The 23,098-nt window shown below is 66.1% G+C and carries 21 protein-coding genes; 18 read left to right on the forward strand and 3 right to left on the reverse strand.

All coding sequences use genetic code 11. The features are described from left to right. The first annotated feature begins 111 nt into the window (after positions 1-111). The 4 genes from BBJ41_RS31430 to BBJ41_RS31445 all read left to right on the forward strand — a co-directional run bounded on the left by BBJ41_RS31430 (position 112) and on the right by BBJ41_RS31445 (position 3,261). Positions 112-885 carry an ABC transporter substrate-binding protein gene (locus BBJ41_RS31430; protein WP_069750046.1) on the forward strand — a complete coding sequence of 258 codons (774 nt, stop codon included), beginning with the start codon at positions 112-114 and terminating at the stop codon, positions 883-885. Positions 886-1,060: 175 nt separating this feature from the next. Then, positions 1,061-1,750: an ABC transporter permease gene (locus BBJ41_RS31435; RefSeq protein ID WP_069750047.1), complete on the forward strand. Its 690-nt coding sequence runs from the start codon at positions 1,061-1,063 to the stop codon at positions 1,748-1,750. Next, positions 1,747-2,460: an ABC transporter permease gene (locus BBJ41_RS31440; RefSeq protein ID WP_069750048.1), complete on the forward strand. Its 714-nt coding sequence runs from the start codon at positions 1,747-1,749 to the stop codon at positions 2,458-2,460. The genes BBJ41_RS31435 and BBJ41_RS31440 overlap by 4 nt, the downstream gene beginning before the upstream one ends. A gap of 33 nt (positions 2,461-2,493) precedes the next feature. Then, on the forward strand, positions 2,494-3,261 hold the full coding sequence (locus BBJ41_RS31445) for an ABC transporter ATP-binding protein (RefSeq protein WP_069750049.1): 768 nt from the start codon (positions 2,494-2,496) through the stop codon (positions 3,259-3,261). Between the two features lie 69 nt (positions 3,262-3,330). On the opposite strand, the gene BBJ41_RS31450 is transcribed toward BBJ41_RS31445, so the two are convergent. Both BBJ41_RS31450 and BBJ41_RS31455 read right to left on the reverse strand, forming a co-directional pair. Then, complete coding sequence (locus BBJ41_RS31450; RefSeq protein ID WP_069750050.1) at positions 3,331-5,649, reverse strand: PA14 domain-containing protein; 2,319 nt, start codon at positions 5,647-5,649, stop codon at positions 3,331-3,333. Positions 5,650-6,060: 411 nt separating this feature from the next. Beyond that, positions 6,061-7,104 (reverse strand): LacI family DNA-binding transcriptional regulator, encoded by a 1,044-nt coding sequence (locus tag BBJ41_RS31455; protein ID WP_069750051.1) that lies wholly within the window; start codon positions 7,102-7,104, stop codon positions 6,061-6,063. A 304-nt stretch (positions 7,105-7,408) separates the two neighbouring features. On the opposite strand from BBJ41_RS31455, the gene BBJ41_RS31460 reads away from it, so the two are divergent. From BBJ41_RS31460 to BBJ41_RS31490, 8 genes are all read left to right on the forward strand, one after another. Further along, positions 7,409-8,338, forward strand: a complete 930-nt coding sequence (locus tag BBJ41_RS31460; protein WP_069750052.1) for an aldose 1-epimerase — start codon at positions 7,409-7,411, stop codon at positions 8,336-8,338. Positions 8,339-8,464: 126 nt separating this feature from the next. Then, positions 8,465-9,493: an ABC transporter substrate-binding protein gene (locus BBJ41_RS31465; RefSeq protein WP_083282072.1), complete on the forward strand. Its 1,029-nt coding sequence runs from the start codon at positions 8,465-8,467 to the stop codon at positions 9,491-9,493. Positions 9,494-9,533: 40 nt separating this feature from the next. Beyond that, positions 9,534-11,099, forward strand: coding sequence for a sugar ABC transporter ATP-binding protein (locus tag BBJ41_RS31470; protein WP_083282030.1), 1,566 nt, complete (start codon positions 9,534-9,536; stop codon positions 11,097-11,099). A gap of 33 nt (positions 11,100-11,132) precedes the next feature. After that, the gene (locus tag BBJ41_RS31475) at positions 11,133-12,110 is read left to right on the forward strand and encodes an ABC transporter permease (protein ID WP_083282031.1); all 978 of its coding nucleotides are present in this window, start codon (positions 11,133-11,135) and stop codon (positions 12,108-12,110) included. 1 nt (position 12,111) lies between these two features. Further along, positions 12,112-13,107 carry an ABC transporter permease gene (locus tag BBJ41_RS31480; RefSeq protein ID WP_069750054.1) on the forward strand — a complete coding sequence of 332 codons (996 nt, stop codon included), beginning with the start codon at positions 12,112-12,114 and terminating at the stop codon, positions 13,105-13,107. Between the two features lie 83 nt (positions 13,108-13,190). Continuing rightward, positions 13,191-13,625, forward strand: coding sequence for a cupin domain-containing protein (locus BBJ41_RS31485; protein WP_069750055.1), 435 nt, complete (start codon positions 13,191-13,193; stop codon positions 13,623-13,625). 323 nt (positions 13,626-13,948) lie between these two features. Then, positions 13,949-14,086: an HHHH-motif protein gene (locus BBJ41_RS41320; RefSeq protein WP_163012998.1), complete on the forward strand. Its 138-nt coding sequence runs from the start codon at positions 13,949-13,951 to the stop codon at positions 14,084-14,086. Positions 14,087-14,151: 65 nt separating this feature from the next. Then, positions 14,152-14,622, forward strand: a complete 471-nt coding sequence (locus BBJ41_RS31490) for a DUF3761 domain-containing protein (protein ID WP_069750056.1) — start codon at positions 14,152-14,154, stop codon at positions 14,620-14,622. A 126-nt stretch (positions 14,623-14,748) separates the two neighbouring features. On the opposite strand, the gene BBJ41_RS31495 is transcribed toward BBJ41_RS31490, so the two are convergent. Continuing rightward, on the reverse strand, positions 14,749-16,107 hold the full coding sequence (locus BBJ41_RS31495; protein WP_069750057.1) for a polyhydroxyalkanoate depolymerase: 1,359 nt from the start codon (positions 16,105-16,107) through the stop codon (positions 14,749-14,751). 289 nt (positions 16,108-16,396) lie between these two features. On the opposite strand from BBJ41_RS31495, the gene BBJ41_RS31505 reads away from it, so the two are divergent. From BBJ41_RS31505 to BBJ41_RS31530, 6 genes are all read left to right on the forward strand, one after another. Next, complete coding sequence (locus tag BBJ41_RS31505) at positions 16,397-17,059, forward strand: glutathione S-transferase family protein (protein ID WP_069750059.1); 663 nt, start codon at positions 16,397-16,399, stop codon at positions 17,057-17,059. Positions 17,060-17,282: 223 nt separating this feature from the next. After that, a complete protein-coding gene (locus tag BBJ41_RS31510; protein WP_069750466.1) occupies positions 17,283-18,527 on the forward strand; it encodes a Crp/Fnr family transcriptional regulator in 1,245 nt (414 codons plus the stop codon). A gap of 16 nt (positions 18,528-18,543) precedes the next feature. Further along, a complete protein-coding gene (locus BBJ41_RS31515) occupies positions 18,544-19,308 on the forward strand; it encodes a flagellar motor protein (protein WP_069750060.1) in 765 nt (254 codons plus the stop codon). 48 nt (positions 19,309-19,356) lie between these two features. Further along, positions 19,357-20,022, forward strand: a complete 666-nt coding sequence (locus BBJ41_RS31520; RefSeq protein ID WP_069750061.1) for an OmpA/MotB family protein — start codon at positions 19,357-19,359, stop codon at positions 20,020-20,022. A gap of 158 nt (positions 20,023-20,180) precedes the next feature. Then, positions 20,181-22,043, forward strand: coding sequence for a methyl-accepting chemotaxis protein (locus tag BBJ41_RS31525; RefSeq protein ID WP_069750062.1), 1,863 nt, complete (start codon positions 20,181-20,183; stop codon positions 22,041-22,043). 103 nt (positions 22,044-22,146) lie between these two features. After that, positions 22,147-22,935 carry a hypothetical protein gene (locus BBJ41_RS31530; protein WP_069750063.1) on the forward strand — a complete coding sequence of 263 codons (789 nt, stop codon included), beginning with the start codon at positions 22,147-22,149 and terminating at the stop codon, positions 22,933-22,935. The last annotated feature ends 163 nt before the right edge of the window (positions 22,936-23,098 follow it).

The raw sequence follows: 23,098 nt of genomic DNA on the forward strand, positions 1-23,098 counted from the left end.
TTGTATGTACAACTTGGAGCGTCGCCCAGAGGGGCGATTTCCGGGTTGGAAGGGTTCACGACGGGGTTGCCCGGCGGAACCCCTGCCCAGTTCGCCTCTGACAGGAACACCATGAAGAAACTCGCGCTCGGTATTGCCCTGGCCTGCATCGCGGTCGGTGCGCACGCCAAGGATTGGTCGACGATCCGGTTCGGCGTCGACGCCAGCTACCCGCCGTTCGAATCGAAGGACGCAAGCGGCAAGGTCGTCGGCTTCGACGTCGATCTCGGCAACGAGATCTGCGCCCGCCTGAAGGCGAAATGCGTGTGGATCGAGAACGACTTCGACGGGATGATCCCGGCGCTGAAGGCGAAGAAGTTCGACGGCGTGCTGTCGTCGATGTCGATGACGCCGGCACGCGCCGAGCAGATCGCGTTCTCCGACAAGCTGTTCAATACGCCGACGCGCCTCGTCACGAAGAAGGGCGTGAACCTGCAGCCGACGGCCGAATCGCTGAAGGGCAAATCGGTGGGCGTCGAGCAGGGCACCATCCAGGAAACCTACGCGAAGGCCTACTGGGCGCCGAAGGGCGTGCAGGTCGTGCCTTACCAGAACCAGGACGGCGTGTACCAGGACCTGATGTCCGGCCGCCTCGACGCGGCGCTGCAGGACGCGGTGCAGGCCGACATCGGCTTCCTGAAGACGCCGCGCGGCGCGAACTTCCAGTTCGCCGGCGGCGACATCGACGATCCGAAGACGCTCGGCAACGGCGCGGGCATCGGCCTGCGCAAGGACGACGCCGACCTGAAGGCGAAGATCGACCACGCGATCGCCGACATCATCAAGGACGGCACGTACAAGAAGCTCGAGAAAAAGTACTTCGCGTTCGACGTCTACGGCGGCTGACCGTCCATGCGGCGCGCATCGGCTACGGTGCGCGCCGCGTCGGTTACCGGGTGCCGCCCGCCTGGCGTGATGCGCCTGGCTTGATGAGCAGGTCGCATCACGTAGTGCGTAGATATCGTTTGATGTGCAGGTAATGGCTATTGACAATCCAGCCACCTCGTTCTGGATCCCTCATATGATCTTCCAAGGATTTGGCCCGCTTCTGTGGGCCGGCACGGTCGAGACCGTGAAGCTCGCGGTGCTGTCGCTCGCCGCCTCGCTCGTGCTGGGCCTCGTCGGTGCGAGCGCGAAGCTGTCGACGAACCGTGTGCTCAAGTCGATCGGCACGTTCTATACGACGCTGATCCGCGCGGTGCCCGACCTCGTGCTGATGCTGCTGTTGTTCTACGGGATCCAGATCCTGCTGAACGACGTGACCGACATGCTCGGCTGGGATCAGATCGACATCGATCCGTTCGTGGCGGGCGTCATCACGCTCGGCTTCATCTACGGCGCGTACTTCACCGAGACGTTCCGTGGTGCGTTCCTGTCGGTGCCGCGCGGCCAGCTCGAAGCGGGCTTCGCGTACGGGATGAGCGGCTGGCGCGTGTTCCGCCGCATCCTGTTCCCGCAGATGATGCGTTTCGCGCTGCCCGGCATCGGCAACAACTGGCAGGTGCTCGTGAAAGCCACCGCGCTCGTGTCGATCATCGGCCTCGCCGACGTCGTGAAGGCGTCGCAGGATGCGGGCAAGAGCACGCTCGATTTCTTCTTCTTCACGCTGGCGGCGGGCGCGATCTACCTCGCGATCACGACGGTGTCCAACGTCGTGCTGCATCACCTCGAGAAGCGTTATTCCGTCGGCGTCCGGAGGCTCGCACTGTGATCGAACTCGTCAGCCAGTACTGGCAAAGCTACCTCTACACCGACGGCTACCGCTTCAGCGGCCTCGCGATCACGCTGTGGCTGCTGGTCGTGTCGATCGCCCTCGGCTTCGCGCTGGCCGTGCCGCTCGCGATCGCGCGCGCCTCGTCGAATCGCTGGATCTCGGGCCCGGTGTGGCTCTATACGTACGTGTTCCGCGGCACGCCGCTCTACGTGCAGTTGCTGATGTGCTACACGGGCATCTACAGCCTGCAGGTCGTGCACAACCACGTGCTGCTCGATACGTTCTTCCGCAACGCGATGAACTGCACGCTGCTCGCGTTCGTGCTGAACGAATGCGCGTATGCGACGGAGATTTTCGCGGGCGCGATCAAGTCGACGTCGGCCGGCGAGATCGAGGCCGGGCAAGCCTACGGGATGTCGCGCTTCAAGCTCTATACGCGGATCATCCTGCCGTCCGCGCTGCGCCGCTCGCTGCCGAGCTACAGCAACGAAGTGATCCTGATGCTGCACGCGACGACGCTCGCGTTCACCGCGACCGTGCCCGACATCCTGAAGGTCACGCGCGACGTCAATTCGGCAACCTACATGTCGTTCCAGGCCTACGGCATCGCGGCCGTGCTGTACGCCGTCGTCGTGTTCGCGCTCATCTGGGCGTTCCGCAAGCTCGAGACGCGCTGGCTCGCGTACCTCGCCCCGCGCGGCCATTAACGCATTCGCAAGATTCGCAAGGAAGGACCAAGCATGTACAAGCTCACCGTTGACAACCTGCACAAGAAGTTCGGCGACAACGAGGTGTTGAAGGGCGTGTCGATGAAGGCGAAGGCCGGCGACGTGATCAGCATCATCGGCTCGAGCGGCTCCGGCAAGAGCACGTTCCTGCGCTGCATCAACTTCCTCGAGCAGCCGTGCTCGGGGCAGATCACGATCGGCAGCGAGCCGATCCAGACCACGCGCGACCGCAATGGTTCGCTGCGCGTCGCCGACCAGAAGCAGCTTCAGCGGATGCGCACGAAGCTGTCGATGGTGTTCCAGCACTTCAACCTGTGGGCGCACATGACGGTGCTCGAGAACGTGATCGAGGCGCCGATGGCCGTGCTCGGGATCGGCAAGGAAGAAGCGATCGCGCGGGCGCGCAAGTATCTGGAGAAGGTCGGTCTCGCGCCGCGCGTCGAGGGCATGTATCCGTCGCATCTTTCCGGCGGCCAGCAGCAGCGTGTCGCGATCGCGCGCGCGCTCGCGATGGAGCCTGAAGTGATGCTGTTCGACGAGCCGACGTCGGCGCTCGATCCGGAGCTCGTCGGCGAAGTGCTGAAGGTGATGCAGAAGCTCGCCGAAGAAGGGCGCACGATGGTCGTCGTCACGCACGAGATGGGCTTCGCGCGCAACGTGTCGAACCACGTGATCTTCCTGCATCAGGGCAAGATCGAGGAGGAAGGCGATCCGCAGGAGATTCTCGTGAATCCGAAGAGCGAGCGGCTCGGTCAGTTCCTGTCGGGGCGGTTGAAGTAAGCCGGCGGTATGGCGCGGCCCCCGTGACGCTGCAACGGCGTCGCGGGGGCCGCGCGTTTTGAAGCACGCTTATTGTTGCGCGAGCGCGTCCGTCAACGGCCGCTGCGCGAGCCGCACGAGATTCTCGCGGCTCGCACTCGGGCTCGACCATTGCAGATGCATGCTGGCCGGCCCGCTCGCATGCACGTACTCGACGCGGATCGGCACGCCGCGCTTCTGCGACAGGTGGATGCGGCCCTTCGCGGTCGCGAGCCCCGGCTGCGCCTTGTCGATCACCTTGCGGCCGTCGATCCACACGCGCGCGACGTTGTCGCTCGTCACACTGAACGTGTAGTTGTCGGCCTTCGGAATATCGAGCGCGCCGGTCCAGCGGATCGCATAGTTCGTCGTATTCATCCCCTTCGACGCATCGGGCGAGTCGGTGCCGCGCTCGGTGTTCAGGTCGAAGTCGACCAGCGGCGTGATCGACGAGAACACCGGCGTCGTGAACGTCGTGTCGTTGTAGTACGTCGCATTGAACACGCGCAGCCGCGAGCTGAATGCGCTCGCGAGCGCCTGAACCTCGGCCGTGCTCCACGGATGGCCGTCGGGGTAGAGCGTGCCCTGGAACGGCGTCGCCGGTTCGACGGTCGCCGGAGCGGATGCCGTCTGCCCCCAGTGGAAGCGCGTGTTCGTGCGGCCGATCATCAGTTCCCACACGAGGAAGCCCGTCTTGCCGCCGTAGGTGCTCGCGATGCCGGCCATCGTCTGTCCCGCCTGGCCGCCCGGCCAGCCGCGCTGCAGGGTTTCGGAGTTCAGGCTGTCGAGCAGGCTCGGCGGCAGCGAGTAGTCGGGCGTCGTCGCGTTGATCGCGTACGGATGGAACGCATGGAAGTCCGAGAAGTAGTCGCCTTCGGGTTCCTGCACGTTCGGCGAATTGATCGGCTGCGTCGCGCCGGCATTCAGGATCGCGATGCGCGCGTCGTTCATCATCAGCGCGCGCGTCGGCTGCAGTGCGCCGTTGCCGCTGCAACCGGGCTCGTTCATCGGTTCCCAGTACAGGATGCGCGGGTCGTTGCGGTGCGCGGACACGAAATCGGCGATGTAGCGCTGCAGGTCCTGCTTGTACGTGGTTGAAGCGCCCGCTGCGATCGGCTGCAGGTACTGCTGCTCGACCGACTGCCCGGGCGACTGCACCCAGCGGCTGTTGTGCACGCCGAAGATCGGCGCGGCCTGCGGGCCGTAGGCCGGATCGACGTGCCAGCAATCGTCGTAGAAGATCGGCGCGACCTTGAGGCCGTGGCGCGCGGCGATGTCGAGCAGGCTGTCGAACTTCGCGAGGAACGCGTCGCGATCGTTGACCCAGTTCAGATAATGCAGGTACACGGTGATCGTGTTCATGCCGTACGTCTGCGCGTAGTCGAGCTCGCGGTCGACGGTCGCCGGATCGTAGTTCTCCCAGAAATCGATCGCGTTGACGGCATTCCACGGGTTGTACACGGCGCCGACCACGCGCGAGAAGTCCCACGTTTTCGGCGCGACGTCCGGGTAGCGGCTCACGGTCACGTTCGCGAACGCGACGCTCGCGCCGAAGCGGCGCAGGCCGAACGCACCCGCGCGCAGCGCGGTCGTCAGGCCGCTCGTCGCGTCGTTGATGCTGATCACCTGCGCGCCGTCGAGATACACGTCGATCGCGTTGTTGCGCGTGACCGCCTTCAGGTGATGCGTGCTGCCCGCGACGACCGCGGGCGCCGGGTAGTCGATGAAGTCCGTCCAGTTGTTCTGTTCGCGGCCGACCTGCACCACGTGCCGCACCGCGTCGAGCCCGATGTAGTAGCCGGTTAGCGCGTCGGTGCCGACGGTCGGATTCGTCACGTGCACGATGAAACCCGCGTTCGCGGTGGTCGCGCCCGGCGCGGGCGCGCCGATGGTGACGTCCGCTTCATAGGACGCGTGACCGTACGCCGGATGCTGCGCGTTCGTGACGAGCTTCGCGCCGTCCGTGCTCGTGCCGTCGATCCGGATCGTGTTCCCGCCGCCGCTCGTCCATGCCGGGCCGTAGGTGTCGAAATCGGCGAGCGTCAGCGTTTGCGTGTCGGTGGCCACGGGCGGCGCCGGCGGCGCGTAGGGCGGGACGCCGCGCGCGGAGATGCGCAGCGCGGGCGTCGGCCCGGGCAAGCCGAGCGTGACGGGCTGGTTCGGGAAATGAGACGGGCCGCCGTGCGCGATGTTCATGATGTCGGTGGAAGCGGCGGCATTGGCGGCGGCGCTGTCGCTCGATGCGGCGCCGACGGACGCGCGCGCGGCGAGCGCGGAAGCCGACGGCGCGGAAGAATCATCGCCGCCGCATGACGCGAGCAGCACGACGACCGCCAGCGCGGCGGGCTTGAGACGAGACGTGATAGTCATTCTGGACTCCGGATGAATGGGGAGAAGCGGACGACTGGTGACTCGATGCGGATGAAGCGTGTGTCCGGACGGGATGCGTCGCGGAACGGTAGGCGTGTGTGATGTGCGGACGGTCGCGGAGCGGGCAGCGCGGCGGGTACGCGCGCATTCGCTTCCGGTCACCGTCTCGTCGTGCTGCCGTGTCGCGGCTCGGGGTTCTGCCCGACGCCGAGGCAAGTATAGAAATGCTTTGAAATTATTACTAATAATTTAGCGATGGTGTTTACCCTGAAGAATACGCGGGCAGGCGATGCGGGGCGATCGATGGCAGGGATGGGATGGCAAGCGGCGCGGCGTCCGCATGGAAAATCGCGCGAGCGGCGAACGTGCCGCTCGGTGTTCAGGAAGGAGGGGGCCTCGGCTGCTACGTATTCAGGCGCTCGCCGATTGCGCGGCCGTCGTCTCGACCGTCCGCACCGATCCGCGCTCGACCAGCGGCCCGTCGAGCTTGATCGCGCGCCGGCGCACCGGCATCCCGACCGCGCGGTTCTGCTCCTCCTGCAGCAGGATCTCGACCGCCCAGCGGCCGAGCTCGTAGTTCGGCAGCACGATCGTCGACAGCGGCGGGTGCGTGTGTCGCGCGATTTCCTGGTCGTCGTAGCCGAGCACCGAGATGTCGTCGGGCACGCGCAGCCCGAGATGCTTGACGGCCTCGATCGCGCCGAGCGCCATCAGGTCGTTCGCGCAGAAGATCGCGGTGGGCGGGTGCGGCTCGCGCAGCAGCGACAGCGTCTGCTCGAAGCCGGTGTCGGAGCCCCAGTCGCCGTCGCGCACGAGTTCCGGCGCGAACGGGATGTCGGCCGTTGCGAGCGCGGTGCGATAACCCTTCAGGCGGTCCTTCGCGGCGTCCTGCCACGGTTCGCCGTTGATGTAGCCGATGCGCCGGTGGCCCGCGCGCAGCAGATATTCGGTGGCCGCATGCCCGCCCGCGACTTCGGCCGGCACGATCGACGACAGCCCGCTTTCGGCCGTATAGCAGTTGAGCAGCACGGCCGGCACGCGCAGCAGCTCGGACGGCAGCGTGACCTTGCGCGTATAGACGGTCGCATAGACCACGCCGAGCAGGTTCGGCATCGCGAGCACCGAGTCGAGCACCTGGCGCTCGATGTCGACGTTGCCGTGCGTCGAGTACACCGCGAGGATCTTGCCGTTCGCGTAGGCCGCGTCGCGCGCGCCGTCGATGTTGACGACCGGGTGCGGGCTCGTCGAGATTTCGTCGGCGAGATAGACGATCAGGTCGCGCTCGCCGCCGTGCGTCATCGTCACTTCGCGCGGCAGGAAACGGTAGCCGAGCTCGTGCGCGACCTTCAGCACCTTTTCGCGCGTGGCGTCCGAGAATTTCGTGCCCGCCGCGTTGTTCAGCACGAGGGAGACGGTGGATTGCGACACGCCGGCAAGCTTGGCGATGTCGGTCATCGTGGGGCGACGTTGAGTAGAGCGTTTCACGGTAGGGAGCGCGGTCCGGCCTCGGCAGGATGAACAAATAAAGTGGGCAATAAACAGCGGGTCGGATCAATCTGACCCGACGGTAACATCGGCCAATCGGGCCGGCAATCAAGCATTACGCGGGCTCCGTCATGGTGCCGATGTCTCGGATAATAATATCAACAAATATTATTGACCACGCGCGCCGCGTCGTGCCATGCTTTGCCGCACATGCCCGCGGCCGGGCGCTGCACGGATGGCCGGCGGGATCGTCAGCTTCGTCCCGGGATGATCGATGCCGATGGGAACCCCCCGCAACGCCGACCTGATCGAACTCGCCAGTGGCGCGACCCGCGTGTGCGTCGCGCCGCTGGCCGGCGGATCGATCGCCGCGTACTACGAAGTTGCGCCCGACGGCCCGCTGCACTGGTTCCGGCCGGCCACCGGCGCGGCGCTCGCGAGCGGCGATCCGCTCGGCATGGCGAGCTTCCCGCTGTTTCCGTACTGCAACCGCATCCGCGACGCGAAGTTCGACTTCGACGGTCGCACGATCGACTTGTCCGGCCCGGACGATGCGCATCGTCACGCGCTGCACGGCCACGGCTGGCGGCGCCCGTGGCAGGTCGAACGGCTCGGCGAGACGCAGCTCGACCTGCATTTCGAGCATCGCCCCGACCCTGGCCGCACGGGCGACTGGCCGTTCCACTACGAGGCGCGCCAGGCGATCCGGCTCGACGGCAATGCGCTGTCGATCACACTCTTTGCGCGCAACCTCGGCGCGTCGCCGATGCCGTTCGGCATGGGCCATCACCCGTATTACGTGAGAACGCCGCACACCGTCGTGAGGGCGCGCGTCGACGCAATGTGGCACGCCGATGCGGACGTGCTGCCGATTCGCGTCGGCGCTCATCCAGCCGTCGACGCGCTACGCAACGGCATGCCGGTCGATGCGTTCGATCTCGACAACAATTTCGTCGGCTGGGCGCGCGAGGCCGCGGTGATCTGGCCGGAGCGCGGGCGGCAGGTCGTGCTGCAAGCCGAGCAGCCGTTCGACCAGCTCGTCGTGTTCGCGCCCGCCGGCGCCGACCTGCTGTGCGTCGAGCCCGTCACCAACACGACGGACAGCTTCAATGCGAAAGAACCCGCGTCGCTCGTCGGCGGCTGCGTGCTCGCGCCGGGCGAGTCGCTGCAGGCGACGTTGCGCTGGACGCCGGGCCCCGCCTGACGGGTTCGGCGGTACGGGATTATCCCGAGTCGGGCAGGTGATAATATCGAGTAATAATATTAGTTCGTGAGGCCGACGCCGAACGTGCGTCACGCGAGTGCGGGCCGAACACAACATGTGGAGACGATGATGCCGAGCCGTGGAAAGCTGCAACGTATCGTGGTGACGATGGGGGTGACGCTGGGCTGCGTCGCGATCGCGCATGCGCAGGACAACGCGCAGAAGGTCGGGTCCAGCTCCGCGCAGACCTGCACGAATCCGAAGCCGGGCAGTGTGAAGCTGACCGATCTCGTGGTCGGCTTCTCGCAGTCGGAGAACGAGCAGAACCCGTTCCGCGCGACCGAAACCGCGTCGGTGCGCGCGGCGGCGAAGGCGGCCGGCGTCAAGCGGCTGCTGTATACGAATGCGAACGCGAACCAGGCAAAGCAGGTCGCCGATATCGAAAGCATGATCAACCAGGGCGCGCAGGCGCTGATCGTCGCGCCGAACGATTCGACCGGCCTGCAGCCCGCGCTTGCTCAGGCGCGCGCGAAGGGCATTCCGGTCGTGACGATCGACCGGCAGACGGCCGGCACGCCGTGCCAGGATTTCATCACGTTCCTCGGTTCCGACTTCTTCCGGCAAGGGCAACGCGCCGCGCAGGCGCTCGCCGATGCGACGGGCGGCCGCGCGACGATCGCCGAGATCCAGGGCGGCTACGGCAACACCGTCGAGAGCCAGCGCACCGACGGCTTCGCCGACGGCCTGAAGAAATTCCCGAACATGAAGATCGTCGCATCGCAAACGGCGAACTGGTCGGCCACCGAAGCGCAGAAGGTGATGGAGCAGGTGCTGCTCGCGCATCCCGACGTGAATGCCGTCTACGCGCAGGCCGACACGATGGCGCTCGGTGCGATGACTGCATTGCGGCAGGCCGGCAAGCAGCGCGGCGTGACGGTCGTGTCGATCGACGGCACCAAGGACTTCGTCACCGCGATCGCGAACGGGTCGGCGGCTGCCAGCGTCGAGACGAATCCGCGCTTCGGCCCGCTCGCGTTCAAGTCGCTCGAAGCGTGGTTCGCCGGCAAGCCGGTCGCGCAGAAGCAGATCATGGACGACGCGCTGTACGACAAGGCCAACGCGAAGCATTCGCTCGAAGCGAACCTCGTCTACTGACCTGACCGGCAACCGCGAAAACGCGAACGCGAGGCGCGCGATGGACGCAAGGTTTCCCGCCGGACCCGCAGCGACCGATGGCGCGGATGGTGCCGACAGCAAGCCGGTCGTGCTCGACACGCGCGGCGTCGGCAAGACGTTCGGCGTCGTGCGCGCGCTCGCCGGCGTGTCGCTGACGCTGCGCGCGGGCGAGGTGCACGGGCTGATGGGCGAGAACGGCGCCGGCAAGTCGACGCTGATCAAGATCCTCACCGGCTTTCACCAGCCCGATTCGGGCGAGATCCGCGTCGACGGCGCGCCCGTGTCGTTCGACAGCCCGCGTGCCGCGCAGCGCGCGGGCATTTGCGCGGTCTACCAGGAAATCAACCTGATCCCCGAACGCAGCGTGGCCGAGAACATCTTCCTCGGTCACGAGCCGCGCCGTTTCGGCCCGTGGATCGACCGGCGCGAGATGCTGGCGCGCACGCGCGAGATCGTCGAGCGCTATGGGCTTTCGGTCGATCCGGCGGACAAGGTCGGCGCGCTCGGGCTCGGCCAGCAGCAGATGGTGTCGATCGCGCGCGGCGTGTCGCTCGGTGCGCGCGTGCTGATCCTCGACGAGCCGACGTCCGCGTTGAGCGGCGCGGAAGTGGAAGTGCTGTTCGGCGTCGTCGGCCAGTTGCGCGCGGCGGGCATCGCGATCGTGCTGGTGAGCCACCGGCTGTCCGAGTGCTACCGGATGTGCGACCGGCTCACGGTGCTGCGCGACGGCGCGGTGGTGCGCAGCGATACGCCCGACCGGCTGCCGCGCATGGCGCTGATATCGGCGATGCTCGGCCGCGAGGTCGGCGCGCACGGCCCGCGCGAACAGGCGGAGGCCGCCGCTGCCGATACGACGCAGACGCCGGCGCTCGCCGTCGACGGTTTGCGCTGGGGCACGCGCTTGCGCGACGTGTCGTTCCGCGTCGCGCCGAAGGAAATCGTCGGGCTCGCGGGCCTGCTCGGCGCGGGCCGCACCGAAACGTTCAAGGCCGTGTTCGGCGCGCAGCAGCCGGACGGCGGCGCGGTGCGCGTCGGCGGCCGCGCGCTCGACGGTGCGGACCCGGCGAAAGCGATTCGCGCAGGGCTCGCGTTCCTGTCCGAAGACCGCCGCTCGGAAGGCATTTTCTCGAAGCTGTCGGTGCGCGAGAACATCGTCGTCTGCGTGCTGCCGCGCATCGCGCGGTTCGGCTTCATTTCCGTGCGCAAGCAGGAGGCGCTCGTCGAGCGCTACATCCGCGAGCTGGGCATCAAGACGTCGCACGCTGGCGCGCCGATCTCGACGCTGTCCGGCGGCAACCAGCAGAAGGCGCTGATCGCGCGCTGCCTGTCCACCGAGCCGTCGGTGCTGCTGCTCGACGATCCGACGCGCGGCATCGACGTCGGCGCGAAGGCGGAAGTGCACGATCTCGTCAAACGGCTCGCCGACGCGGGGCTCGCGGTGGTCGCGACGTCGTCGGAGATGGAAGAACTGCTCGAGCTGGCCGACCGGCTCGTGATCCTGCATGAAGGCGCGACGAGCGGCGAGCTGGCGACGCGCGGCGCGAGCCCCGACGACGTGACCGCGCTGCTCGCGAACCAGGCGTAGCGCGCCGGACATCGACACGAGGATGAGGAAAGCGTGAATCTAGCCAACCTGATGAGCGGACCCGACGATGCGCGCCGCACGTCGCGCCGCTCGCTTTTCGCGCAGGCGCGCGACCACAGCGTGTATCTCGCGTTCATCGCGCTCGCCGTGTTCAACCTGGTCGTCACACCGGGTTTCTCGAATCCGCTCGCCGCGCGCAGCCTGCTGTTCCAGGCCGCGCCGATCGTGCTGATCGCGCTCGGGCAGAACCTCGCGATCGCGACGCGCGGGATCGACCTGTCGGTCGGCTCGGTGATGGCGCTGTCGAGCGCGATGATCGCCGTGTGTCTGCCGCATGGAACGGGCGCTGCGTTTGCCGCGGCGATCGCGATCGGGCTGGCGGTCGGCCTCTTCAACGGCGGGCTCGTCGCGCGGCTCGGCATCGATCCGCTGATCTCCGGGCTTGCGCTGCTCGTCGCCGCGCGCGGGCTCGCGCAAGCGCTGCTCGGCGGCTCGCGCGTGAGCCTGCCGCCATCCGACGCGTTCGATTTCATCGGCATCGGCACGCTCGCGGGGCTGCCGGTCGTGATGCTGATCGCGCTGGTATGTGCGGCGATCGTGTTCTTCGTCGTGCGCAATACGACCTTCGGGCGCTATACGATCCTCGTCGGCGCGAGCCGCGATGCCGCGCATCTCGCGGGCGTGCCGGTGCGGCGCACGCTGCTCGCGGTCTATGCGGCGAGCGGCGCGCTGGCCGGGCTCGCCGGCCTGTTCGCGACCGCGCGGCTCGGCGCGGGCGATCCGAACTACGTGGGCGTGAACTTCGAACTCGACGCGATCGCCGCGTCGGTGATCGGCGGCACGCCGCTGTCCGGCGGGCGCGTGTCGATCGTCGGCACCGTGTTCGGCGTGCTGCTGCTGCAACTGCTCGATGCCAGCTTCATCATGAACAACATCAGCTACACCTATGCGCAGATCCTGAAGGCCGCGTTCATTCTCGGCGCGCTGTACCTGCAGCGCTCGGGAGCCTGACATGTCGAGCACGCCGATTTCCACGCACACCGCGCCCGACGCGAGCCGCGCCCGCCGCGCGCAGTTCGTCCGCCTCGTGCAGGCGCGCGGCGCGATCGCGATCCTCGTGCTCGTCTGCCTGATCGCCGGCCGCGTGTTCCCGCATTTCCTGAGCGCGCCGAACCTGCTCGATATCGTCGCGGCCGCGGCATTCGTCGCGCTGATCACGATCGGGCAGAGCTTCGTGATCATCCTCGGCGGGTTCGACCTGTCGGTTGGCTCGCTGGTCGGGCTCGGCACCGTGATCGCCGCGTATGCGGCGCCTTACGGATGGGGCGCCGCGCTGGCCGCGCCCGTGTGCGCGGGGCTGGTCGTCGGGCTCGCGAATGGCTGGTTGATCGCGCGTGCGCGGATGGCGCCTTTCATAGTCACGCTGGCCGCGCTGCTCGGGTTGAAAGGGCTGTCGCTCGTGCTCGCGAGCCAGGACATGCTGATCGCCAACCCCGGTTTCTTCGCGACGATCGCGAACGGTTCGCTGTTCGGCGTCGGCAATCTCGTGTGGATCGTCGTCGTCGCGTATCTCGTCGCCGCGTTCGTGCTGAATCACACGCGCTACGGCGCGGGCGTGTTCGCGATCGGCGGCAACGAGGAGGCCGCGCGCATGCTCGGCGTGAACGTCGAAGGGCTCAAGATCGTCACGTACGGATTGAGCGGCGCGTTGGCCGGGCTGGCCGGCGCGCTGCTCGCATCGCGGCTCGATTCGGGGCTGCCGGGCGCGGGCAACAGCTACGAGTTGCAGTCGATCGCGGCGGCCGTGATCGGCGGCGTGCTGCTGACCGGCGGCGTCGGCACCTTGTTCGGCCCGCTCGCGGGCGTGCTGTTGCTTGGCGTGATCGAGAACGTGATCAACCAGGTCGGAACGCTGAGCCCGTACTATCAGAATCTCGCGAGCGGCGCGTTCCTGCTGCTCGCGGTGATCGCGCAGACGCTGCTGACCGGCAAGCGGCGCAAGCGATAAACGACGGAGGCTGCGGCGCGCCGCTGCAAACTGGAACGCTAAATGCTTGTCACGCGTGATCCTTTCGATGAGGGAACATCGCGATGAGCACGCCGACCACCACCCGTTTTTCCCACGTGAAGCCGCAGGACACCGCCTATCAAGGCGAAGGCCTGCGTGACTTCTTCCTGTACCGCGATCTCGGCATCGCCGCCGCGACCAACGGCAAGGTCGTCGCGCAGCTCGTCAGGGCGAATCATGCACCGGCCGCGGGCACCGGCTGGCACCGTCACGAGGCCGACTTCCATATCGTCATCATGCTGAAGGGCTGGGCGCGCTTCATGTACGGCGAGCAGGAAACGCTGGTGTCCGCCGGCGATTGCGTGCATCAGGCGCCGGGGATCGTCCACTACCTGTTCGACTACTCGCCGGACATGGAGTACCTGGAGATCGTCGGGCCGGCCGATTTCAAGTCGATCGATGTCGAAGGGCCGTGCGCGGTGCCCATGCCGACGCCGTGGGGCGACGCGGGGGCGTAGCTGCCCGACGTCCCGGCGCGCCTCGCGCGCATGCTTGCGACAGACCGCCTTCGGGCGGTTTTTCTTTGGTCGTGTGTGATGGCTTCTGCCGGCGCCGGTAACAACGACCGGTTTCCATTCCTGGCCGGTTCATTCGAATTCCGAAGGGTTTCAGAAGTGAAAGATTCGAAAGCCTGAAAGGGTGTTTTGTCAGCTTCGCGTGACGGATTGTTACGCGCTGTCAAAGATCGTCAATTGCGGGCAAGCGCGGTGCACGGCACGTCGGCGGCCGGCGTTAAGGAGGTACCAGCCGGATCACCGGTTGTCCTACCCAGGAGAATGTCATGACCCGCATCGCCAAGATCCTGACCGCCGCGGCCGTCGCCTGCGCCGTTCTTGCGCCGACGCTTGCCGAAGCTCACTCGCACCGCGTGTGCCACTTCGATCACCACCACCACCGCGTGTGCCGCTGGGTGCACTAATCAACGCGACATTCCCGGCGTAGGCCCGGGACGCTTTCGCCATTCAGGCCAATCAGGAGAGGAAGATGAAAAAGACGATGTTGATCGCCGCGCTGGTCGCCGGCATGGGACTGTCGATCGGTGCATTCGCGCAGGTTCCGGCCAGCGCGCCGGCCGGCACGACCGGTCTGTGCAAGGACGGTTCGTTCTACTCGGGCGCATCGAAGAAGGGCGCATGTGCGGGCCATAAGGGCGTGAAGACCTGGTACGGCGCGTCGTCGGCGGCGGCAGCCAGCGCGCCGGCCGCGATGGCGCCGGCGACGGCGGCTTCCGCTGCCGCCGCGTCGGGCGCCGCGCCCGCGAAGAGCGCACCGGCGACGACCGCCGCTGCGGCGCCGGGCGGCGGCCCGGGCAAGGTGTGGGCGAACGACAGCACGAAGGTCTATCACTGCTCGACCGACAAGTACTACGGCAAGACCAAGCACGGCAGCTACATGTCGGAAGCCGACGCGAAGGCGAAGGGCTACCACGCGTCGCACGGCAAGGCCTGCTCGTAATGCCGGGCCGGGCGCGCGGGTTCAATCGCGCGCTCGCCGCCTGAAGGCCATCTGTCGTCAATCTCGCCCCGCCATCATGGCGGGGCGATTCATTTGCAACGCCGGCGCTTGCGTCGCAGCGCGGGCTCAGTGGGCGTGATGCGATGGCGGCGTCGTGGCCGCCGCGTCGTGCCCGGTTGCGCGTGCATCGAGCAGCGCGCGCAGCGTCACATAGTGCGTGCCGTTCGCGTTGCCTTGCGCATCCACGGTGCGGTCGTACGGCTCGTTGTCGTGGATCGTCGCGCGCACGATCGGATAGATCTGCGTTTCCCAGCGGCTGCCGTTGAACACGCCGTAATGGCCCGCGCCCGTCTGCACGTGGTGGGTCTTCAGATACGGCGGCAACCCCGAACACAGTTCCTGCGCGGCGACCGTCTGGCCGACCGCGCAGATATCGTCCTTCTCACCTTCGATCGTCAGCAGCGCGGTGCGGTGGATCGCAGCCGGTTCGACGAGCCTGTCGCCGACCGTCAGCTCGCCGCGCGCGAGCGCGTATTGCTGGAAAACCTTCTCGACCGTCTCCAGATAGAACTCCGCGGTGAGGTCGGCCGTCGCGAAGTATTCGTCGTAGAAGTGCCGCAACGTGTCGGCTTTCGCGGGGTCGCCTTTCGCGCGCTCGTAATACAGGTCGGCGAACGACGCCGCATGCCGGTCGGGGTTCATCGACATGAACGCGCCGACCTGCACGAACCCCGGATATACGCACCGCTGCGCGCCGACGAAACCTGCCGGCACGACGCTGATCAGGTTTTTCGCGAACCATTCGATCGGCTGGCTCGTCGCGAGCGCGTTGACCTTCGTCGGGTTCACGCGGCAGTCGATCGGGCCGGCCATCAGCGTCAGGCTCGCGGGTTGCGCGGGATCGCCGCCGGCCGCCATCAGCGCGACCGCCGCGAGCGCGGCGACCGTCGGCTGACAGATCGCGAGCACGTGCGCGTCCGGGCCGATGTGGCGAATGAAATCGATCACGTGCGTCACGTATTCGTCGAAACCGAAGCGGCCGGCCGTCAGCGGGATGTCGCGCGGGTTGTGCCAGTCGGTGATGTACACGTCGTGGTCGGCGAGCATCGTGTGCACCGTGCCGCGCAACAGCGTCGCGAAATGCCCGGACATCGGCGCGACGATCAGCACGCGCGGCTGGCGCGCGACCGGCCGCGCCTTGCGGAAATGCAGCAGCGTGGCGAACGGCGTCGCCGCCGCGGCTTCCTCGACGATCGGCACCGTTTCCCCTTCGACGACGATCGACGCGATGCCGAACGGCGGGCGCCGATGCGAGAACGCACAGCATTCGAGCAGTTCGCACAGCGCGTCGAGCATGCGGCCGGTTGGCGTGGCGGTGGACGGCGGCCAGAGCGACATCGTCGCGCGTGCGGTCGCGGCCCATGCGCGCGCCGGGCGAAGGCATTCCGCAGACCATTGGTAAAACGGATAGGCAAGCAGGTTCATGACCGTCGCTCATTGCGCCGCGTTGCATTGAACGAGGCAAGCCGTGTGCCAGCATGCGGCTGGCACGCGCGTTGCACGCGGTTCGGGAACGCGGCGGCGCAGGCGGCACGCGACGACCGGCAGCCCGACGCGATGCGTTGCGAAGCCGGTCTCGCGTGTGGTTCGTGCCGCGACATCGTGCAGCGCTGCGCCATTCCGGCGAATGCGCCGCACGAGCGTGGTGCGGATGACGCGACGCGGCGTCCGATTTCGGTGCAGGGGCACGAACGGCATCCAGCAGGGGAGCGACATGGAATCCACCGGACAGACGACGCTGACCATCAGCAGCCGCAATTACTCGTCGTGGTCGATGCGCGGCTGGCTGCTCGCGAAACTGAGCGGGCTCGCGTTCGAGGCCGTGAGCGTGCCGATCGACGCCGCGTCACGCGCCGAATTGCTGTTGCTGTCGCCGTCGATTCTCGTGCCGTGCCTCACGCATGACGGCAACCGCGTGTGGGATACGCTCGCGATCGCCGAATACCTGAACGAGATCCGGCCCGACGCGGGATTGTTGCCCAGGGACAGGCACGCGCGCGCGCATTGCCGGTCGATCTGCGGCGAGATGCATTCCGGCTTCAGCGCGTTGCGCTCCGCGTTGCCGATGAACCTGCGCGCGCATTTCCCCGGCTTCAGGATCTGGTCGCGCGCGCAGCACGACATCGAGCGGATCGTGACGATCTGGCGCGAGTGCCTCGCGCAATACGGCGGCCCCTGGCTGTTCGGTGCGGAGATCGGCATCGCCGACGCGATGTATGCGCCGGTCGTCACGCGTTTTCTCACCTACGACGTGAAGCTCGAACCGGATATCGCCGAATACTGCATGCGCGTGCTCGCGCATCCGTTCGTCGCCGAGTGGATCGACGCGGCGAAAGCCGAGCACGAAGACATCGACGAACTCGACATGGAGTTTTGACGCGTGCTTTCAATTTCACTACATGCGCATGCATCGAAACGAACTTTCGATGCGGCCGCGTGACCCGCAAACGTTTCACCTTGATTTCGGTTCGAAACGAGTGCGAATGCCCTAAAGGATGTTGAGCCCGATGACGTAAACGGGTCACGGGGATGACTCGTGACCGCATGCTTTCGACATGCGGCGCGCAGTCCGCAACATTCAGCGCAGCAGGGGAATCGACTTGAATCGTCAGCAATCGTGGACGCGTACGGCGGCGCCCGGAGAAATCATTTACTCCGAGGGTTTCGCGGGGGAGCCCGTCATCTTTCTGATTACCGACGGCAAGGTCGAGCTGTCCACGCGATGCGAGGACAAGCGCGTGATCGTCGCGACGCTCGGCCGCGGCGAGTTCTTCGGCGAATCGGCGTTGCTCGCCGCCGAGCCGCGCGCGCATACCGCGAAGGCGCTTTCATTCTGTCAGCTCACGGTCGTGCCGGCCGGCATGCTCGACGAGGAAATCGAGCGCGTGTCGGCGTTGCTGCGCCATATCGTGCGAACGATGATTCGGCGCGTGAAGCGCAAGGACGACCAGCTCGCGACCTACACGCATGCCGACTTCATGCCGGGCGTGCTGTCGTATGCGCACGTGCTCGCGCTGATGGCCGGCGCCGATGCGCGCGACGCCGGCGACGCGTGGGCGCGCCGGCCGATGCAGGCGCATGCATCGGAGGTGTCGGTGCCGCTCGCGGAAGTGATCCGCAAATGCCGCGCGATTGCCGGCCATTCGCGGCCGCACGTGCTCGCGATGCTGCGACGCATGGAGAAGCTCAACCTCGTCACGATCGAAGCCGCGCAGGCCGACCTTGCGGGTAGTGCGAGCGACTACGCGGCTTCGTCGGATGCGCGCCAGGTCGTGACGTTCGACGCCGCGCGCGTGATCGATCGCGCGCAACAGGTTGCCGATCACGATCTCGACCTGTCGATCAACAGCGAACTCGAGCTGATCGAGCTGGCCGATCTCGAATCGTTGATCGGCGTCGAGAAGACGCTGCTGCTCAACAAGCTGTCGCACGGCGAGATTGCCGAGGAAGTGTTCGCGTTCCGCAAATCGAAGGTGCTCAGTTACGTCGAGCAAAAGGGCGTCGCGTACTTCTCGCGGCGCAACGCGCGCCGCGGCGGCGACGTGCAGGCGCTGGCGGATCTCGTGTGGGTCGACCAGCGCACGCTGTTCGACGTCATCAGCGCATTCGATACGTACGATCTCGCGAAGCTGATCGCGAACCTCGACGATCGCGCGGTGGCCGACAAGCTGTTTTCCGTGATGACCGAGGCGCGGCGCAACGAGGTGTCGTGGGTGATGCGCCGCGAGCTCAAGCTCGATCCGGTCGAGATCGAGGACATCGAGCGGCGCGTGCTGGATGCCGTTCGTGCGGCCAAGGCGCCCGTAACGGGCGCTGCGTCAGTCCCGTCGGCAACGGATGCGTGACACGAGGAGGCGGCGTATGGATCTGTTGACCCTGGCCGGCGTGGTGCTCGGCGGCGCGGCGATCGTGTTCGGTTTCGCGCTCGAAGGCGGGCATTTCACGATGCTGTTCCAGTTCGAGGCGCTCGTCATCGTGCTCGGCGGCACGCTCGGCGCGGTGATGATCCAGAACACCTCGGCGCGCTTCTTCGACGCGGTGAAGCAGTTGCGGCTCGCGTTCGTGCGGGCGCGCGAGGTCGATCGCAAGAACCTGTCCGACCTGCTCGAATGGGGCGACCGCGCGAAGCTCGACGGGCTGCTCGTGTTCGAATCGATGGACGTGAGCGGTATCCATCCGTTCGCGCGACGCGGGCTCGAACTGCTCGCGAACGGCGTGTCGACCGCCGTGCTCGAGGACGCCCTGCAGCGCGAACTCGATGCCTACGAGCGCAGCCGCCTGGCCGCCGCGCGCGTGTGGCAGCAGGCCGGCGGTTATGCGCCGACGTTCGGCATTCTCGGCTCGGTGCTCGGGCTCGTGCAGGTGACGAGCCACATTCTCGAACCGGCGCAGCTCGGGCCGGGCATCGCGGTCGCGTTCATCGCGACACTGTACGGGCTGGCGTTCGCGAACCTCGTGTTCCTGCCGCTGTACGGCAAGCTGCGCGCGCAGATCGACAGCGAGCTGCGGTTCCGCAAGCTGTATCTCGACGGATTGCTCGCGATTTCGCGCAAGGAGTCGCCGCATACGATCGAAACGCGCCTGACCGGCGACGTGCGCGGGCGCGCGGCGGAGTCGCTTGCGTGATGCGTGTGCGCCTTTGCCTTTGCCTTACGACGCCCCCGGGTTCTCTGCATGACCGCTCGAACTGACGGCGCATCCGCTGCCGATCGCGACGACGACGAAGCCGAAGGCGCGCAGTCGGGCCGCTGGCTGATCTCGTACGCGGATCTCATCACGACGCTGATGGTGCTGTTTCTCGCGCTGTACGTGCTGCAGCTCGCGAAATACAACGCGCTCGACGCGCGCTACCAGACGCTCTCGCGACACGCAGTTGGCGCTTCAGGCGCGACTGCCGTCGCGTCCGATCGCATGCCGCCGTGGGTCGCGTTGCTCGATTCGTTGAAGGCGAACGGACGAATCTCGCTCGTCAAAGCGCCGCATGGCGTTGAGATCGGCATCGACGCGAAGATCCTGTTCAATGTCGGCGATGCGCGCTTGCTGCCCGACTCGGCCCCCGTGCTGAACCAGATCGCACAGGCGCTGAGCGCGCACGTGACCGGCGACATTCTCGTCGAAGGGCACACCGACAGCGTGCCGATCGCGAATGCGAAGTACGAATCGAACTGGGAGCTTTCGTCGGCGCGCGCGGGGAGTGTCGTGCGTTACCTGACCGAGCGCGGCGTCGCGCCGCATCGGCTCGCGGCGATCGGCCGGGCCGATACGCAGCCGCTCGTGGCAGGCGACGATGCCGCCGCGCGCGCGCGAAACCGGCGTGTCACGATCTTCGTCGCATACTGATTTGCACCGATCCCGCCGGTATGGGCGCCCGCATATGCCCGCCTGTCAACAACATAACGAATCTCGCATGATTGGTATCTGAAATCAGCGATGTGCTTCCGCGCCCGCATGCCGATAACCCAAGCTGGCTCAGACCGAGCGGTTATCGAGGGTTCCCCATGCATCTCTGGCGCAAGCTTTCCATACAGAACAAGCTGATTCTCAGCATGACGAGTTGCCTGCTCGTGTTCGTCGCGATTTCGAGCGGCCTGAGCATCCGTCTGATCGGCAACGCGGTGCGCGATCGCGTCGTCCGCGAAGAGTTGCCGACCGCCGTGAACGGCATTCGCGCCGACGTGCAGCGGCAGATGGCCGGCCCGATCGCCGCGTCGCGCATTCTCGCGCGCGATGCGTTCCTGCTGCAATGGGAAGCCGACGGCGAACCCGACGCCGGCACGCGCAATTGGATCCAGCTCGCGAAGAACGTGAAGGACGAGCAGAAGGCGGCGTCCGTGCAGTGGGTGTCGGTGAAGAGCGGCAACTACTACAACGAAGCCGGCCTGCAGCGGAAGGTGACCGACAAGGATCAGTGGCTGACCGGCTTCCTGTCCTCCGGCAAGGCGTTCGACGTGAACATGGATCGCGAGGTCACGCTCGGCGGCTACATGATGTTCATCAACAGCCGCGTGGAACTCGACGGCGTGCCGATCGGCGCGGCCTGCATGAGCCTGTCCGTCGATGCGCTCGCGAAGGGCATCGCCGCTTACCGGATCGGCGAGACCGGGTTCGCCTTTCTCGTGCGTCCCGACGGCGCGATCATGATGCATCGGGATACCGCGCTGATCGACGGCAAGCATTTCCTGAAGGACCAGCCGGGGCTGCCGGGCGATGCGTCGTCGACGCTGCTGGCCGGCAAGCCGTATGCGTACCTGAGCTACAACGGCGACGGCGGCGCGCGGTTCATCGCGACGTCGTTCATTCCGGAGCTGAATGCGTATGTCGTCGTCGAGGTGCCGGAGGCGGAGCTGCTCGGGCCCGTGACGCGCGCGATCCGCAGCGCGGCGCTGGTCGCGGCGGTGGTTGGCCTCGGTGTCGCGCTGATCGTGATCTGGCTGGTCGGGCGCGCGATTGCCGCGCCGATCCGGCGCGCGGCGACGCTGCTGTCGCAGATCGCCAGCGGCCAGGGCGACCTGACGCGCCGCATGACGGTCGAGAGCGAGGACGAGATCGGGCAGTTGTCGGATGCGTTCAACCGGTTCGTGTCGTCGCTGTCGACGCTCGTTCACAGGATTCGCGCGGCTTCCGCGTCGATCGCGACTGGCTCGGCGCAGATTGCTTCGGGGAACGCGGATCTGAGCGAACGTACCGAAGGGCAGTCGAGCAACCTGGAGCGGACGGCTTCGTCGATGGAAGAGATCACGGCTGTGGTGCGCAACAACACCGAGACGGCGACGACGGCCGCGAAGATGATTAATGGTGCGTCGGATACGGCGGCGCGCGGCGGGCAGGTGGTGGGAGAGGTTGTGAGCACGATGGAGGAGATCAGCGACGCGTCACAGCGGATTTCCGAAATCATCGTGATGATCGACAGTATTTCGTTTCAGACGAATATTCTGGCGTTGAATGCTGCGGTGGAGGCGGCGCGGGCCGGGGAGCAGGGGCGCGGGTTTGCGGTGGTGGCTTCGGAGGTGCGGAATCTGGCGCAGCGGAGTGCGCAGGCGGCGAAGGAGATCAAGGCGCTGATCGAGCATAGCGCGGGGACGGTGAATACCGGGTCGCGGCTGGTCAGCGAGGCGGGGAGGGTGATGAGCGACGTCGTTTCGCAGGTGCAGGGTGTGAGCGCGATGATGAGCGAGATTGCCGAGGCTAGTCTGGAGCAGAGTGCCGGGATCGATCAGATCGGGGATGCGGTGCAGTCGCTGGATCAGATGACGCAGCAGAATGCGGCTTTGGTCGAGGAAAGCGCGGCGGCAGCGGCGAGTTTGAAGCAGCAGGCGGCGGAATTGACCAAGCTGGTGTCGGCTTTTAAGGTGGATGAGTAAAGTCTGCGTTGCGTTTTAGAATGAGGCGTTTCTGAGGAACGGCTGCCGTGGGGTCACGGCAGCCGTTTTTGCATTTCGACACGGTTTCGGGGGGCATTGGAGAATGAAAAGCATTTCCAAACTGAAAGCCGGGGTGGGGGCGGTTGTGCTTCTCGCTTTGGTCGCTGTGGTCGGGGCGAAAGTCGTTACGTCGCCGACTGATTCCTATCTCGCGGATCGGAAGAAGGCTGCCGAGGCAGTTAATACCGCTCGGATGGAAGATCGGGCGGATCTGGACAAGAAATACACCGCCGAGTTGAATGCGAAGCTGGTAAAGCTTGTCGGGGCGGTCAAGGCGAGGGGGTTTTCCGGGAAGGTCGGGAGTAACGTTCAGAGCGTTATCGCCGATGACGGGATGATGCCCGGGCCTGATGGGCTGTTCCTCAAATCTGATGACGGGAAGGTGAGTCTTCTTGTTACAACGGTGCCGTTTTTGAAGGCTTGGGTGAAGACGGCGGATACGGGGCTTAAGCCGACGGACGATGTTGCCGTTATCTTCGATAACGAGACGTTCTATACCGATGTGTTCAGTGATGACGCTGCTGCGTTTCGGTTCGCTGAGTTGCCGGTGAAACGGAAGCCGGCGGATGCTGTGGTGAAGGCGTTGCTGCTCGGGGAAAGCCAGGATGGGGTGCCGGAGGGGCCGAATACGTTGGCTGTCTTTGTCGGACTGGGGCAGCGGGTTTATATCCTCTGGAAGGTGGTGACGATCTCGGGTTTTGTCGACTGTCGCGCAGGGCGGGTGGCCGAGGAGCAGCGGCAGGCGTGTTTCGCGAAGCACCTTACCGGGCAGAGCGGTTATTCGAGGCTTATGTTCGAAGTGCAAGAAATGGTGGATGACGTTATTCAATAAGACGTAAGGCGATCGAAAACTTGTATCGCATCTCAGGCGAGAGCGGTCCACCGGTCTCGCAAAAGCCAAGAAAGCACAGTTTCGGCGTCTGCACGGAAAGTTCATCTGCGAGCGCTGCAAGTTGGATCCTGTTGCTGTATTCGGAACAGAACATGCGGAAGCT

Origin of the sequence: Burkholderia stabilis, assembly GCF_001742165.1 — a bacterium.
GTDB classification, from domain to species: Bacteria; Pseudomonadota; Gammaproteobacteria; order Burkholderiales; family Burkholderiaceae; genus Burkholderia; species Burkholderia stabilis.

What these genes read in the sequence shown, in the direction of transcription:
- BBJ41_RS31490 (WP_069750056.1), top strand. Translation starts at nt 14,152, where the DNA reads ATGAAAAAGACGATGTTGATCGCCGCGCTGGTCGCCGGCATGGGACTG.
- BBJ41_RS31470 (WP_083282030.1), top strand. Translation starts at nt 9,534, where the DNA reads ATGGACGCAAGGTTTCCCGCCGGACCCGCAGCGACCGATGGCGCGGAT.
- BBJ41_RS31505 (WP_069750059.1), top strand. Translation starts at nt 16,397, where the DNA reads ATGGAATCCACCGGACAGACGACGCTGACCATCAGCAGCCGCAATTAC.
- BBJ41_RS31525 (WP_069750062.1), top strand. Translation starts at nt 20,181, where the DNA reads ATGCATCTCTGGCGCAAGCTTTCCATACAGAACAAGCTGATTCTCAGC.
- BBJ41_RS31445 (WP_069750049.1), top strand. Translation starts at nt 2,494, where the DNA reads ATGTACAAGCTCACCGTTGACAACCTGCACAAGAAGTTCGGCGACAAC.
- BBJ41_RS31450 (WP_069750050.1), bottom strand. Translation starts at nt 5,649, where the DNA reads ATGACTATCACGTCTCGTCTCAAGCCCGCCGCGCTGGCGGTCGTCGTG.
- BBJ41_RS31465 (WP_083282072.1), top strand. Translation starts at nt 8,465, where the DNA reads ATGATGCCGAGCCGTGGAAAGCTGCAACGTATCGTGGTGACGATGGGG.
- BBJ41_RS41320 (WP_163012998.1), top strand. Translation starts at nt 13,949, where the DNA reads ATGACCCGCATCGCCAAGATCCTGACCGCCGCGGCCGTCGCCTGCGCC.
- BBJ41_RS31435 (WP_069750047.1), top strand. Translation starts at nt 1,061, where the DNA reads ATGATCTTCCAAGGATTTGGCCCGCTTCTGTGGGCCGGCACGGTCGAG.
- BBJ41_RS31430 (WP_069750046.1), top strand. Translation starts at nt 112, where the DNA reads ATGAAGAAACTCGCGCTCGGTATTGCCCTGGCCTGCATCGCGGTCGGT.
- BBJ41_RS31520 (WP_069750061.1), top strand. Translation starts at nt 19,357, where the DNA reads ATGACCGCTCGAACTGACGGCGCATCCGCTGCCGATCGCGACGACGAC.
- BBJ41_RS31480 (WP_069750054.1), top strand. Translation starts at nt 12,112, where the DNA reads ATGTCGAGCACGCCGATTTCCACGCACACCGCGCCCGACGCGAGCCGC.
- BBJ41_RS31460 (WP_069750052.1), top strand. Translation starts at nt 7,409, where the DNA reads ATGCCGATGGGAACCCCCCGCAACGCCGACCTGATCGAACTCGCCAGT.
- BBJ41_RS31530 (WP_069750063.1), top strand. Translation starts at nt 22,147, where the DNA reads ATGAAAAGCATTTCCAAACTGAAAGCCGGGGTGGGGGCGGTTGTGCTT.
- BBJ41_RS31455 (WP_069750051.1), bottom strand. Translation starts at nt 7,104, where the DNA reads ATGACCGACATCGCCAAGCTTGCCGGCGTGTCGCAATCCACCGTCTCC.
- BBJ41_RS31495 (WP_069750057.1), bottom strand. Translation starts at nt 16,107, where the DNA reads ATGAACCTGCTTGCCTATCCGTTTTACCAATGGTCTGCGGAATGCCTT.
- BBJ41_RS31485 (WP_069750055.1), top strand. Translation starts at nt 13,191, where the DNA reads ATGAGCACGCCGACCACCACCCGTTTTTCCCACGTGAAGCCGCAGGAC.
- BBJ41_RS31515 (WP_069750060.1), top strand. Translation starts at nt 18,544, where the DNA reads ATGGATCTGTTGACCCTGGCCGGCGTGGTGCTCGGCGGCGCGGCGATC.